The organism is Frigoribacterium sp. PvP032, assembly GCF_017833035.1.
GTDB lineage: Bacteria > Actinomycetota > Actinomycetes > Actinomycetales > Microbacteriaceae > Frigoribacterium.
Window position 1 is genome coordinate 1681919 of record NZ_JAFIBM010000001.1, and the last position, 13327, is coordinate 1695245.

The window sequence follows — 13327 nt, forward strand, 5'->3', positions numbered from 1 at the left end:
TCTGGTCGTGCTCGTCCTGCTGTTCGTCCTGTGCGTGTGGGCTGCGGGCCTCGGGCCTCGGTCAGAACCGGCCGCCGCCGGAGCGACGTCCGCCGCCGCCCCCGCCGCCGCCTCCGCCGAAGCCGCCGCCGCCGCTGCGCCCGCCGAAGCCGCCGAGGCCGCCGAGGCCGCCGCTGCCGAAGCCCCCGCCTCGCCCGCCGCCGCCGCCGAGCAGCCCGCCGAGGACGATGCCCGTCACGATCCCGCTCAGGTCGGCCCCGCCGCCGCGTCCGCCGCCCCCGCCGAACGGCACGCCCTGCTGGTACGACGAGACCTCGGCCTGTGCCTCCGACGCGGCCGTGCCTGCCAGCTGCACCGCGAGGTGCGCCTCGCCCAGGGCGCGGTCGCGGTCGGACGTCGCGAGCGAGACGGAGGTGGCGAGGTGGCGCTCGGCCTCGGACAGCCGGGTGCGCGGCTGGGGGCCGACCGCACCTCGTCGTGTCTCGATGAAGTCGCGGGCGGCGCTGATCTGGCTGCGCGCCGTGAGGAGCGCCTGGTCGAGTGCGGCCTGGGCCCGACGGTCCTTCTCCGCGGCGTCGCGGAGGGCCACCAGGGCTGCGTCGATGCGCGCGTCGGCGGCGTCGAGACCGGCCAGCACGGCGAGCGGGTCGTCGGTCTGCGTCTCGCCGAGGGCGACCGCGGCACGTGCCGCGGCCACCGAGCCGGCGACGTCGACTCCCTCGGGGACGCGGTCGGCGGGCAGGCCCTCCGCGGCGGTGATGTCGCGCCGCAGGTCGGCCGAGAGCGCGGCGATCGTCGTGCCCGCGGTGCGCAGGGCCTCCGCGGCCTTGTCGACCGAGTCCACGAGCTGGTCGACCTGGCCGAGCGACTGCCGCGCAGCTCTGACGGCGCCGACGGCCTCGCCGGTGTCGCCGCGACCGATCGCCGCGGTCGCGGTGGCGGCGGACTCGTCCGCGAAGTCGAGGAGGCGGTCGGCCTGGTCGGGTGCGTCGGCGACCGTGGCCACTGCCCTGGCCGAGTACGTCTGCTGCAGCTGCGTCACGAGCGACCGGGCTCGCTGTACCTTCTCGCGTCGGCCCGAGACCTCGCCCGGCAGCGCGGCGGCGTCGCGCGGGGCCCGCTCCTCGTCGGCGCGGAGGGCGTCGAACGCCGCCGACTGCTCGTCGAGAGACCGGCCGGCCTCGTCGCAGAGCTGGACGATGCGCTCGGTCCACTCGCGACGCTGCTCCGGCGAGTCGGGCACGGAGTCGTCCAGCCGCTGCTGCAGCTCGAACGCCTCCCGGGCCTGTTTCCTCGCCTCGGTCAGCGCGGCGGCGAACGGCGCGACGGCGTCGTCGCCGAACTGCGCGGCGGCGAAGCCGACCTCCTGTGCCCCGGCGGTCAGCTCGTCGTCGAGCGCGACGAGCAGGGCGGCCGCACGGCGGTCCAGCTGGGCCTGCGCCTCCTCGGCAGACCGGAAGGCCCGGCGGCGGGCACGGGAGCGGACCACGCCGAACACGACGGCGCCGGCGGCCGCCAGCACGACGAGCGCCACGAGCACCCAGAGCAGCCAGGAGAGGTCGGGGCCGGCCGCGTCGTCACGGATGCCGTCGGCGAGGGCCACCGCGGCGCCCGCCCAGTCGGAGTCACGGAGGCGGGGCTCCAGCACGTCCGACTGCAGAGCCTCCTGCTGGGCTGCCGTCACGGTCGAGCTGGACGAGACCGACAGGTCGTAGACCCGGTCGTCGACCGCCACGCTCAGCAGCACGTCGTCGGTGCCGAGCTGGTTGCGCTCGGCCGTCGCGAGGCCCCAGGCCGCGCTGTCGGCGGGGGAGTCGAAGGCGTCGACGTAGACGACGAAGAGGTCGATCCCGGCGTCGGCGGAGAGCTGGTCGAGGCTGTCCGTGACCTGCGACTCCTGAGCGGGAGAGAGGACGCCGGCGTCGTCGAGGACGTAGGCACCCGACAGGTCGACGGGCGCCGTCGCGAGTGCGGGAGACGCCCCCAGTCCGACCGCCGCGGCGACCGCGACCAGGCCGGTGACGCCTGTCGTGAGGGCCCGGCGCGTGCCCTGGCCTCGTCGTCGACCCTTCGCGCTGACGGTCACGGTGCTCCCCTCGGTGTGATGGCTGGAGTCTAGCCACGGGGCCCCTGCCGGAGCCCGGCCCGCAGGCCTCGTCGTGGAGGACCACGTCTGCGCCGTGCCGGGGGAGGGGCCAGCTCAGCCGACGAAGAGGAGGACGACCGAGGCGACGGCGCAGATCGCCCCGACGCCGATCAGGATCCAGCCCACGGTGCGGAGGGCCCTGCCGTCCTCGTGCGGCGGGTCGAGCCGGGGCCTCGACGGCCGCGACGGGTCGTAGTGCACCGCGAGCTCCGTCTCGACCGGGGTGTCGACGGGGTGGTCGTCGAACTCCGTCTCGTGCAGCTCGCCGGAGGAGTCCATCCAGCGCGCGGTCGCGGCGTGGGCCCAGTCGGGCGCGGGGATGACGACGGCGACCGTCTGCTCCCACCGGCGCGACCGTGAGCGCATCACGGTGCCCGCGAGCAGGAACGGGGTGCCGACGACGAAGCCGAACCAGCCGAAGAGCTCCACGACGGGGGAGATCACGGTGAGGGCGTCAGACACTCGTCGATCGTACTGTGGCCGGGACACGCCGTCCTGCCGCCCTAGACTCGTCCCGCCCCGACGACCCCGGAGACCGCCGCCCGTGACACGCCCCGCCGCTCTCGAGCGAGTGCCCGCGCCCCTCCTCGCCGTGGCGGCGATCGTGTCGGTGCAGTTCGGCGCGGCCCTCGCCCGTACCCACTTCGACGCGCTCGGCCCGCTCGGCGCCGCCGCGCTCCGCCTCGGCTTCGGCGCCCTCGTGCTGCTGCTCGTGTTCCGGCCCCGGGTGCGCGGCTGGTCGGGCCGCACCTGGCTCGGCGTCGTCCTGCTCGGCCTCGCCCTCGCGGGGATGAACCTGCTGATCTACCTGGCCATCGACGTCGTCCCCCTCGGAGTCGCGGTCACGCTCGAGTTCCTGGGCCCGCTCACGGTCGCCCTCGTCCAGACCCGCCGGTTCGTCGACGCTGCCTGGGCCCTGCTCGCGTTGACGGGCGTCGTCGTGCTCGGCCTCGACTCGAGCGGGGCCACCCCCCTCCTCGGCGTCCTGCTGGCCCTCGGGGCAGGGGCCTTCTGGGCCGGCTACATCGTCGCCAACGCGAGCCTCGGCCGCGGAGACGACTCGCTCGGCGGCCTCGCCGTGGCGATGACGGTCGCCGCCGTGGTCGTGGTGCCGCTCGGCGCCGGGGACGCGGCCTCGGCCGTCTCGGCCGAACCGAGCCTCCTGCTCGTGTTCCTCGTCGTCGCGGTGCTCACGAGCGCCCTGCCGTACTCGCTCGAGATGGTGGCGCTCCGGCGGCTGCCGACGCGGGTGTTCGGCGTCCTGTCGAGCCTCGGCCCTGCGGTGGCGGCCCTCGCGGGGCTCGTCGTGCTGGGGCAGGCGCTCGGGGTGCGCGAGCTCGTGGCCCTGGCGCTCGTCACGGCGGCGAGCGTCGGCGTCACGGCCACCGCGCGGCGGCCGCGTCGCGACGGGCTGCTCGTCGAGCCGCCGCCCACCTGATGCTGTACCCCTGCGGCACGCGTCCGGCCGACGGGTGGTGCGCGGGCGGTCCTGCGCCCTCGCGGACGTGATCGCGACCGGGTGTACCCCGTTCACGGGGCTGCGGGCGGGTTCGCGGGGTAGTCTCCGGAGACCGGCCTGACCCGAGGCCGGCTGACCCTAGGAGGACATCATGGGTGCTGTTCTTGAGAGGACGTCGCGAGCGGAGGTCGTCCCCCTGGGCGACGGCTTCCACCGGGTGTCCACCCCCACCGCCGGCGTGATCGGCTTCGTCCACGAGACCGAGGGGCGCTTCGAGGTCCTCCGTGGCCGCGTCCGCTCCGCCACCCGCGCCGAGGGCGCCTACCGCACGCTCGACGTCGCCGTCATCGCGCTGACGTACAGCTGAGCTCAGCGGGAGGTCCGGCTGTCGACGACGGAGTCGGCGACCGGCCGCCAGACCGGAACGACGAAGGCCCCGCATCAGCGGGGCCTTCGTCGTTGCCGCCCTCGACGGAGAGGACGTCGGTGCTTCGTGGTGCCCCCAGAAGGATTCGAACCTTCGCCCCTGCCTCCGGAGGGCAGTGCTCTATCCCCTGAGCTATGGGGGCCAGGGTCGTCGACAAGGCTAGCAGCGATTGCACGTGGTCACGGACGTGGCGGCAGGACGGGAGCAGGCTGGGGCGGTGACCCCTCCCGACTCCGCGCCCGCCGCCTCCTCGCCCCCGTCGTTCCGTGATCGTGTGCGGGGGGCGGCGTCGCCGAGCCCCGCCGTCGCCGAGCTCGACCTCGCATCGGCGCCCTCGCATCCGGTCGCGTTGTTCCTGGGGTGGCTCGACGGGGCGGTCGCCGCCGGTGTCGTCCAGCCGCACGCGTTCACGTTGTCGACGAGCTCGACCGCATCGGGCCCGTCGGCGCGCACGCTCCTCCTGAAGGACGTCGACGACGCCTTCTGGTTCACCTCGTCGTCGCTGAGCCCGAAGGGCCGGCAGATCGCCGAGGACGACCGGGTGGCGCTCACCTTCTTCTGGGCGGCGCAGGGGCAGCAGGTCCGCGTCACCGGCTCGGCGGTGCCTGGTCCGCGCGACGTCGCGGAGCAGGACTTCCGCCACCGGCACCCCGACTCACGTGCCGTCGCCGTGGCCGTGCCGCAGAGCACCGAGGTCGACGACGAGGAGGCGGCGGACGAGGCGCTCGATCGCGCCCGTGCCGAGGTGGAGGCCGACGACGACCTCGTGCCCGACGACTGGACCGCGTACCGGGTGCTGCCGGTGTCGGTCGAGTTCTGGCAGGCCACGACGGGCCGCGACCAGGTGCGCGTGCGGTACGACCGTGTGGGCGACGACTGGCGCCGCGCCTCCCTCTGGCCCTGACGCCGCGACCGGACTCTGGCCGTAACGCCGCGACACACAGCTGGCGAGGGCACCGGCCGCCGACGAGCATGGAGCCATGACCTCCTCACACGTCCGCCCCGGGTCCGCTGCCGACGTCGTCGCGGCCCCGATGCTGGCCGTGGTCGAGGTGACGGCGCACCGTCCGCACGCCGCGAGCTACCACGCGTACGTCCAGACCCTCAACGAGCGGATCGTCGAGGCTGCGACCGACTTCGGCTGGGACGCTCGTCGGTTCGCGGCGGGCGACCTCGGCGTCGCCGAGCTGCTGCGCGTCACCGAGGGCGCGTCCGCCGTCGTGATCGCCGGGGGAGAGGACCTCGACCCCACGGTCTGGGGCGGCCGTCGCGGCTACGAGGGCGAGGGCCGTCACGACGAGGAGGCGGACGCCGGCCAGGTGGCCCTCGTGCGTCGTGCCCTCGTCCGGTCCACCCCGCTGCTCGGCATCTGCCGCGGGCACCAGGTGATCGACGTCGCGCTCGGCGGCACACTCGTGCCGCACCTCGACGACGACCACGGCACGCACCGCGGCTCGGGGCCCGTCGAGAGCCTGATGGTCGACCACGACGTCGAGCTCGTCCCCGGCAGCCGTGTCGCGCTGGCACTCGGCGACACGACGGCGCGGGTGCGCAGCGCCCATCACCAGGCGGTCGGCCGGGTCGGCGAGGGCCTGCGCGTCGTCGCCCGCACGGCTGACGGCGGGATCGAGGCCGTGGAGCACGAGACCGCCCCGATCACCGGCGTCCAGTGGCACCCGGAGGACCGCGGCGCCGACCGGACGCAGCTGCCGCTCCTCCTCTCCTTCCTCGCGGAGCAGGCAGCGGCCCTGTCCCGCGTCGCCTGACCACCGCCTCCCTGTCGTCGTGTCGTCCTCCCCGGCACTGCTCTCCGGTCGCCGCCCGCCCAGCCGGTAAGCTCGACGACCGTGACTCCCGCCGAACTCTCCACGTCCCTGCTCGCCGTCGTCGACGGGGTGCTCCAGCGTCGAGGCGTTCCCGCCGACGTCGTCGTGTCGCCCTCCGACGTCGTGCTCGAGCGGCCCCGCAACCGCGACCACGGCGACTGGACGACGAACGTGGCGATGAAGTTCGCCAAGCGCGTCGGCGCCTCGCCCCGCGACCTCGCCGCCGAGATCGCGGCCGAGCTGGCCGAGGTCGACGGCGTGGCCGAGGTCGACGTCGCGGGGCCGGGCTTCGTCAACGTGCGGCTCGACGCCGCCGCAGCGGGCCTGCTCGCGCGGACGATCGTCGAGCAGGGGGCCGAGTTCGGCCGCGGCACGTACTACGACGGCGTCACGATCGACCTCGAGTTCGTCTCGGCGAACCCCACCGGGCCGATCCACCTCGGCGGCGTCCGCTGGGCGGCCGTGGGCGACAGCCTGGCCCGCGTCTTCGAGGCGCAGGGCGCGCTCGTCACCCGCGAGTACTACTTCAACGACCACGGCGGGCAGATCGACCGCTTCGCGCGCAGCCTCGTGGCCCGGGCGCTCGGCGAGCCGACCCCTGAGGACGGCTACGGCGGGCAGTACATCGCCGACATCGCCGACCGTGTCCTCGCGGCGACCGACGTCGACGTGCTCGCGCTGCCCCGCGACGAGGCACAGGAGGCGTTCCGGGCCGCCGGTGTCGACTTCATGTTCGCCGACATCAAGCAGTCGCTGCACGACTTCGGAGTCGACTTCGACGTCTACTTCCACGAGAACGAGCTGCACGAGTCGAAGGCCGTCGAGCGTGCCGTCGCGCGGCTCCGCGAGCTCGGCCACATCTACGAGGCCGACGGCGCGACCTGGCTGCGCACGACGGAGTTCGGCGACGACCGCGACCGCGTCGTCGTCAAGACGGACGGCGAGGCGGCCTACATCGCCGGCGACCTCGCCTACTACCTCGACAAGCGCGAGCGCGGCTTCGAGCGCAACCTGATCATGCTGGGCGCCGACCACCACGGCTACGTCGGCCGCATGATGGCGATGTGCGCCGCGTTCGGCGACGAGCCGGGGGTGAACCTCGAGATCCTCATCGGCCAGATGGTCAACCTGCTGCGCGACGGCGAGCCGATGCGCATGTCGAAGCGTGCCGGCACCGTGGTCACGATGGAGGACCTGGTCGACGCGGTCGGCATCGACGCCGGCCGCTACTCGCTCGTGCGCAGCCCCGTGAACAGCTCGATCGACATCGACCTCGACCTGTGGACCAGGCGCACCAACGACAACCCGGTCTTCTACGTCCAGTACGCACACGCCCGCACCCGGTCCGTGGCGCGCAACGCCGAGGCCGCCGGCGTGACGCGCGACGCGTTCGACGCCTCCCTGCTCGTGCACGAGACCGAGAGCGCCCTGCTCGGCGCCCTGGCCGAGCTGCCGCGCGTCGTCGTCCAGGCCGCCGAGCTCCGCGAGCCGCACCGGGTCGCGCGCTACGTCGAAGAACTCGCCGGTACCTACCACCGCTGGTACGACAGCTGCCGGGTCACCCCGCTCGGCGACGAGGAGGTGACCGACCTGCACCGCACGCGCCTCTGGCTGAACGACGCGGCCGGGCAGGTCATCCGCAACGGCCTCGGCCTGCTGGGCGTCTCCGCCCCCGACCGGATGTGACGAGGGCATGAGCGACGTCGACGACTTCTTCGCCGAGCGGGCCGTCCCGCGCCGTCGAGCGCGGGGCGCGGCCGCGGGGCTCTTCGTCCTGGTCGGCGTCCTCGTCGTGCTCGCGATCCTCGCGGTCGTCGCCGACGTGGTCACCCGCACCCTGGTCGAGCAGCGGGCCGCAGCCGAGATATCGACCGCCACAGGGCTCGACGACCTCTCCGTCGACGTCCACGGCACCTCCGTGCTCTGGCAGATCGCGCACGGCTCGCTCGACGACGTGACGCTGTCGTCTGGCTCAGGGGGCGACCCCCTCTCGTTCCGCGTCGACGTCAGCGACGTGCCCACGGACCTCGAGGGCACCTCCGGCCCGGTCACGGGCACGCTGACCGCCGACTCGGCGACGGTGAGCTCCCTCGACGGCATCTCGTCCGCCGGGGCGACCGTGACCCTCGACCCCGGCGAGGTGACCTACGCCCGCGCCTTCGACGTGCCCCTGCTCGGTCCGGTGCCCGTCGACGTGACCGCCACCCCCTCGATCGCCGACGACGGCCGTGCCCTGGACTTCGCGCCGACGAGGGCGTCGTTCCCCGACACCTCCCTCTCGCTCGACCTCAGCCCGTTCCTCGGCGACTTCGCCCAGCGCGTCTGCGTCGCCGAGCAGCTGCCCCCTGGCGTCGTCCTCACGTCGGTCGACGTCGAGGCAGGCAGGGTGCAGCTCGGCCTCCGGTCGGACGGCTTGCCGCTGACCTCCTCCGGCCTGGCCGCCAAGGGCAGCTGCAGCTGACCCGGCGCCGTCGGCCTCCGCGGCAGGCCGTCACCGACGGTCGCTGTCGCTAGGCTCGTGCTCGTCCCGCCCCTCCCGATCCCCCCGAGGTCTCCGTGTCGCCCAACCCCCTCGCTCCCGACTGGCTGCTCGAGCCCGACGACGTCGACGCGCTCGACCGGTCGGTCTGGTCGCACGGCGCCCTCCGCGGCGACGACGGCGTCGTCTCCGTCGCCGGCGTCCCTGCGACCGAGCTCGTGGCCCGCCACGGCAGCCCGCTCTACGTCGTCGACGAGGACGACTTCCGCGGGCGGGCCCTCGGCGCGAAGGAGGCGTTCGACCGAGAGCTCGGACGCATCGGCACCAGCGCGGTCGTCTACTACGCCGCCAAGGCGTTCCTCTCCGTCGAGGTGGCCCGCTGGGTCGCCGAGGCCGGCCTGCGGGTCGACATCTGCACCGGCGGCGAGTTCGCCGTCGCGGCGGCGGCCGGAGTCGAGCCCTCACGGATGGCGTTCCACGGCAACAACAAGTCGCTCGCCGAGATCGACCGCACCGTCGCTGCGGGCATCGGCAACATCGTCGTCGACAACGCGGAGGAGGTGGTGAGGGTCGCCGAGGCCGCGTCCCGTCACGGCGTGGTCCAGTCCGTCCGCGTGCGCGTCAACAGCGGCGTGCACGCCTCGACCCACGACTACCTCGCCACGGCTCGGGAAGACCAGAAGTTCGGCATCACCCTCGCGGACGCGCCCGGCGTGGTCGCCGAGATCCGCCGTCGTCCCTCCTTGCGGTTCCTCGGCCTGCACTCCCACATCGGCTCCCAGATCTTCGGCTCGGACGGGTTCGGCGAGGCCGCACGCCGCCTCCTCGCCCTGCACGCCGAGCTGCTCGCCGACGGTCCCGTCCCCGAGCTCAACCTCGGCGGCGGCTTCGGCATCGCCTACACGTCGGTCGACGACGCGCGTCCCCTCGACGAGCTGGCCGCGGCGCTGGCCGACATCGTGGCGTCGGAGTGCGCCGACCTGGGCATCCCGCTGCCCGTGGTGGCCGTCGAGCCGGGCCGAGTGATCGCGGGGCCCTCCGGCACGACCCTCTACACGGTGGGCACCGTCAAGGACGTCGCGGTCACGGTCGACGAGCAGACCGGCGAGACCGCCGTCCGTCGCTACGTCAGCGTCGACGGCGGCATGAGCGACAACGCCCGGCCGGCCCTCTACGAGGCCGACTACTCGGCGCGGGTCGTCAGCCGCGCCTCCTCGGCGGGCCCTGCCCTCGTCAGGGTCGCGGGCAAGCACTGCGAGAGCGGCGACCTCGTGGTGCTGGCGGAGTACCTGCCCGCCGACGTCGCACCGGGCGACCTGCTCGGCGTGCCCGCGACGGGCGCGTACTGCTGGAGCCTCGCGAGCAACTACAACCACGTCGGACGGCCACCGGTCGTCGCCGTCCGCGACGGCGCCTCGCGGGTCATCGTCCGCGGCGAGACCGAGGCCGACCTGCTGGCCCGCGACGCCGGCCTCGACTGACCGTCGTCCTGGCCGTCCCCGACCACTCCTGCCCCACAGCTCACGGCGCCCCGACCGGGTCGCCTCCACAGAACGGAACACCATGGACGAATACCGCGACGTGAGGGTCGCCCTGCTGGGCGCCGGATCGGTCGGGTCGCAGGTGGCACGCCTGCTGCTCGAGCACGGCGACGAGCTGGCGGGCCGGGCCGGCGCCGGCCTGCAGCTCGTCGGCATCGGCGTGCGCGACGTCGACGCGCCCCGCGACGTCGACCTGCCGCGCGAGCTGTTCACCACCGACCTCGAGTCGCTGATCCTCGGGGCCGACATCGTCGTCGAGCTCATGGGCGGCCTCGAGCCGGCTCGGCACCACGTGCTGCAGGCGCTCCTCTCGGGGGCCGACGTGGTCACGGGCAACAAGGCGCTGCTGGCCCACCACGGGCCCGAGCTGTTCGCCGCGGCGGAGCAGGTCGGCGCACAGCTCTACTACGAGGCGGCCGTCGCGGGCGCCATCCCGATCATCCGCCCGCTCCGCGACAGCCTCGCCGGTGACCGGATCCGACGCATCATGGGCATCGTCAACGGCACGACGAACTACATCCTCGACCGGATGGACACCGACGGCGACACCCTCGAGGACGCCCTCGCCGCCGCGACCGAGCTGGGCTACGCCGAGGCCGACCCGACGGCCGACATCGAGGGCTTCGACGCCGCCCAGAAGGCGGCCATCCTCGCGAGCCTCGCGTTCCACACGACGGTGCCGCTGTCGGCGGTGCACCGCGAGGGCATCACGTCCGTGACGCACGAGCAGGTGCAGGCCGCCCGCAAGGCCGGCTACGTCGTCAAGATCCTGGCGATCTGCGAGCGGCTCACCGACTCGGACGGCGTCGACGGCGTGAGCGCGCGCGTCTACCCTGCCCTCGTCCCGCTCGACCACCCCCTCGCGGCCGTGCACGGAGCCAAGAACGCGGTCTTCGTCGAGGCAGAGGCGGCGGGAGACCTGATGTTCTACGGCGCCGGCGCCGGGGGAGTGGAGACCGCCTCGGCGGTGCTCGGCGACCTCGTCTCGGCCGCGCGTCGTCACGTGATCGGCGGCCCCGGCGTCGCCGAGTCGACGCAGGCCGACCTGGCCGTGCTGCCCATCGGGCACGTGGTCACGCGCTACCAGATCACCCTCGACGTCGCCGACCAGCCCGGCGTGCTCGCCGAGGTCGCGACGGTGCTCAGCCAGCACGGCGTCAGCGTGCACAGCGTCGAGCAGACCGGGGGCCTCGAGCCCGGCGCGTCACGCGACGAGGAGGCGGCCCCCGCGACCGCTACCCTGATCATCGGCACGCACCGTGCCCGCGAGTCCGACCTCGCCGCCACGGTCGTCGCCCTCCGCAACACCACGGTCGTGAACACCGTCACGAGCGTTCTGAGAGTCGAAGGAGCCTGATGGCCCACCAGTGGCAGGGTGTCCTGCGCGAGTACGCCGATCGTCTCGACGTGACGGAGGCGACCCCGGTCGTCACCCTCGGCGAGGGCGGCACGCCCCTCATCCCGGCGCCGGCGCTGTCCGCCCGCACCGGGGCGAAGGTGTTCGTCAAGTACGAGGGCATGAACCCGACCGGCTCCTTCAAGGACCGCGGCATGACGATGGCCATCTCGAAGGCCGTCGAGCACGGCGCGAAGGCCGTCATCTGCGCGTCGACCGGCAACACCTCCGCCTCGGCAGCCGCCTACGCCGCGCACGCGGGCATCACCGCGGCCGTGCTCGTGCCGGAGGGCAAGATCGCGATGGGCAAGCTCAGCCAGGCCGTCGCGCACGACGGCCAGCTGATCCAGATCCAGGGCAACTTCGACGACTGCCTCGACATCGCGCGCGACCTCGCCGCGAACTACCCGGTGCACCTCGTCAACTCGGTCAACAACGACCGCATCGAGGGCCAGAAGACGGCTGCCTTCGAGGTCGTCGACGTGCTCGGCGACGCCCCCGACTTCCACTTCCTCCCCGTGGGCAACGCCGGCAACTACACGGCCTACACCCGCGGCTACCGCGAGGACGTCGAGGCCGGCCGGTCAACTCGTCTGCCCCGCATGTTCGGCTTCCAGGCCTCCGGCTCGGCACCGATCGTGGCGGGCGAGGTCGTCAAGCACCCCGAGACCATCGCGAGTGCGATCCGCATCGGGAACCCCGCCTCCTGGCAGCTGGCCCTCGAGGCCCGCGACCTCACGAACGGCTGGTTCGGGGCCATCACCGACGAGGCGATCCTCGCCGCCCAGAAGATCCTGGCGGCCGAGGTCGGCGTCTTCGTCGAGCCTGCCTCCGCGATCAGCGTGGCCGGCCTGCTCGAGCGCTCCGACGCGGGCGTCGTCCCGGCGGGCGCGACGGTCGTCCTCACGGTCACGGGCCACGGCCTGAAGGACCCGCAGTGGGCGCTCCGCCGCGCCGACGGCTCCGAGGTCACGCCCACGGTCGTCGAGAGCGACACGTCGCGCGTCGCCGAGGTGCTCGGGCTCGTCCCGGCCTCTGCGTGACCGAGGCTCGGCGATGACCACAGGGCACGACGTCAGGTCGGTGCTCGTCCGGGTGCCCGCGACGTCGGCGAACCTCGGCCCCGGCTTCGACACGCTGGGCCTGGCCGTCTCCCTCTACGACGAGCTCGTGGTCACCGCGACCACGGGCTCGGGCGTCGAGGTGCACGTCGAGGGCGTCGGCGCGGGCGAGGTGCCCACCGACGAGGGCAACCTCGTGGTGCAGGCGATCGCCGCCGCCTACGCGTCGGTGGGGCAGCCGCTGCCGGGCCTCCGGCTCGAGGCGCGCAACGTCATCCCGCACGGGCGCGGCCTCGGCTCGTCGGCCGCCGCCATCGTCTCCGGCGTCGTGGCGGCCAAGGGCCTCCTCGAGGGCGTCGTCGAGTTCTCGTCGGCCGACCTGCTGCGCGTGGCGACCGAGATGGAGGGCCACCCCGACAACGTCGCCCCGGCGCTCTTCGGCGGGCTGACCATCGCGTGGACGACCTCGTCAGGCCCGGCCCACAAGCGCCTCCTCGTGCACCGTGGCGTGTCGCCCGTCGTCTTCGTGCCGGAGTCCACCCTCTCGACGAAGCTCGCCAGGAGCCTCCAGCCCGCGTCGGTGCCGCACGAGGACGCGACGTTCAACGTGTCCCGCTCGGCGCTGCTCGTCGCGGCGTTGATCCAGAGCCCCGAGCTGCTGCTCGCCGCCACGGAGGACAGGCTGCACCAGAGCTACCGCGCCAGCGCGATGCCCGAGACCGACGCGCTGATCACCATGCTGCGCGAAGCAGGCCTGGCCGCCGTCGTGTCCGGTGCGGGGCCCTCTCTCCTGGTGCTCGGGAGCGACCCGGCACAGCGCCTCTTCGCCGCCGATCTGGTGGCCGAGCACTCCGTGTCCGACTGGCGCGCCGTCATGCTCGCCGTCGACCTGCGGGGTGCTACAGTGAAGCCGCACCCGGTAGAGAATTCAGATCCCCTGGGCATCTAGCAGCACCTCCTCGGTTCTCGAGAAGGCGCGTCGAGTCCCCAGG

12 protein-coding genes and 1 tRNA gene are annotated in these 13327 nt (G+C 73.8%); 10 read left to right on the forward strand and 3 right to left on the reverse strand.

The annotated features are described in order from the left end of the window. Positions 1-61: 61 nt before the first annotated feature. Both JOE35_RS15845 and JOE35_RS15600 read right to left on the reverse strand, forming a co-directional pair. Complete coding sequence (locus JOE35_RS15845; RefSeq protein ID WP_209560611.1) at positions 62-2086, reverse strand: YgcG family protein; 2025 nt, start codon at positions 2084-2086, stop codon at positions 62-64. Positions 2087-2200: 114 nt separating this feature from the next. Beyond that, positions 2201-2608 (reverse strand): hypothetical protein, encoded by a 408-nt coding sequence (locus JOE35_RS15600; RefSeq protein WP_245186070.1) that lies wholly within the window; start codon positions 2606-2608, stop codon positions 2201-2203. Positions 2609-2690: 82 nt separating this feature from the next. On the opposite strand from JOE35_RS15600, the gene JOE35_RS15605 reads away from it, so the two are divergent. Further along, positions 2691-3584, forward strand: coding sequence for an EamA family transporter (locus JOE35_RS15605; RefSeq protein WP_307802990.1), 894 nt, complete (start codon positions 2691-2693; stop codon positions 3582-3584). A 172-nt stretch (positions 3585-3756) separates the two neighbouring features. Continuing rightward, positions 3757-3972: a hypothetical protein gene (locus JOE35_RS07775; RefSeq protein ID WP_192041912.1), complete on the forward strand. Its 216-nt coding sequence runs from the start codon at positions 3757-3759 to the stop codon at positions 3970-3972. Between the two features lie 127 nt (positions 3973-4099). Here the strand turns inward: JOE35_RS07775 and JOE35_RS07780 are convergent. Continuing rightward, positions 4100-4174 (reverse strand) — tRNA-Arg (locus JOE35_RS07780). Between the two features lie 75 nt (positions 4175-4249). Between JOE35_RS07780 and JOE35_RS07785 the strand changes: the two genes are divergently transcribed. The 8 genes from JOE35_RS07785 to thrB all read left to right on the forward strand — a co-directional run bounded on the left by JOE35_RS07785 (position 4250) and on the right by thrB (position 13284). After that, positions 4250-4936: a pyridoxal 5'-phosphate synthase gene (locus tag JOE35_RS07785; protein WP_209560614.1), complete on the forward strand. Its 687-nt coding sequence runs from the start codon at positions 4250-4252 to the stop codon at positions 4934-4936. Positions 4937-5012: 76 nt separating this feature from the next. Continuing rightward, a complete protein-coding gene (locus JOE35_RS07790) occupies positions 5013-5798 on the forward strand; it encodes a gamma-glutamyl-gamma-aminobutyrate hydrolase family protein (protein WP_209560615.1) in 786 nt (261 codons plus the stop codon). Positions 5799-5879: 81 nt separating this feature from the next. Next, positions 5880-7544 carry an arginine--tRNA ligase gene (gene argS / locus JOE35_RS07795; RefSeq protein ID WP_209560616.1) on the forward strand — a complete coding sequence of 555 codons (1665 nt, stop codon included), beginning with the start codon at positions 5880-5882 and terminating at the stop codon, positions 7542-7544. Between the two features lie 7 nt (positions 7545-7551). Continuing rightward, complete coding sequence (locus JOE35_RS07800) at positions 7552-8319, forward strand: DUF2993 domain-containing protein (RefSeq protein WP_209560617.1); 768 nt, start codon at positions 7552-7554, stop codon at positions 8317-8319. A gap of 95 nt (positions 8320-8414) precedes the next feature. After that, positions 8415-9818 (forward strand): diaminopimelate decarboxylase, encoded by a 1404-nt coding sequence (gene lysA / locus JOE35_RS07805; RefSeq protein ID WP_209560618.1) that lies wholly within the window; start codon positions 8415-8417, stop codon positions 9816-9818. 82 nt (positions 9819-9900) lie between these two features. After that, positions 9901-11235, forward strand: a complete 1335-nt coding sequence (locus JOE35_RS07810; RefSeq protein WP_209560619.1) for a homoserine dehydrogenase — start codon at positions 9901-9903, stop codon at positions 11233-11235. Further along, positions 11235-12317: a threonine synthase gene (thrC, locus tag JOE35_RS07815; protein WP_209560620.1), complete on the forward strand. Its 1083-nt coding sequence runs from the start codon at positions 11235-11237 to the stop codon at positions 12315-12317. The genes JOE35_RS07810 and thrC overlap by 1 nt, the downstream gene beginning before the upstream one ends. Before the next feature lie 13 nt (positions 12318-12330). Continuing rightward, the gene (gene thrB, locus JOE35_RS07820; protein ID WP_209560621.1) at positions 12331-13284 is read left to right on the forward strand and encodes a homoserine kinase; all 954 of its coding nucleotides are present in this window, start codon (positions 12331-12333) and stop codon (positions 13282-13284) included. Positions 13285-13327: the final 43 nt, after the last annotated feature.

Excerpts from the sequence above, each read along its gene's own strand:
- JOE35_RS07790 (WP_209560615.1), top strand. The coding sequence starts at position 5,013 with ATGACCTCCTCACACGTCCGCCCCGGGTCCGCTGCCGACGTCGTCGCG.
- thrB (WP_209560621.1), top strand. The coding sequence starts at position 12,331 with ATGACCACAGGGCACGACGTCAGGTCGGTGCTCGTCCGGGTGCCCGCG.
- JOE35_RS07775 (WP_192041912.1), top strand. The coding sequence starts at position 3,757 with ATGGGTGCTGTTCTTGAGAGGACGTCGCGAGCGGAGGTCGTCCCCCTG.
- JOE35_RS07800 (WP_209560617.1), top strand. The coding sequence starts at position 7,552 with ATGAGCGACGTCGACGACTTCTTCGCCGAGCGGGCCGTCCCGCGCCGT.
- JOE35_RS07810 (WP_209560619.1), top strand. The coding sequence starts at position 9,901 with ATGGACGAATACCGCGACGTGAGGGTCGCCCTGCTGGGCGCCGGATCG.
- thrC (WP_209560620.1), top strand. The coding sequence starts at position 11,235 with ATGGCCCACCAGTGGCAGGGTGTCCTGCGCGAGTACGCCGATCGTCTC.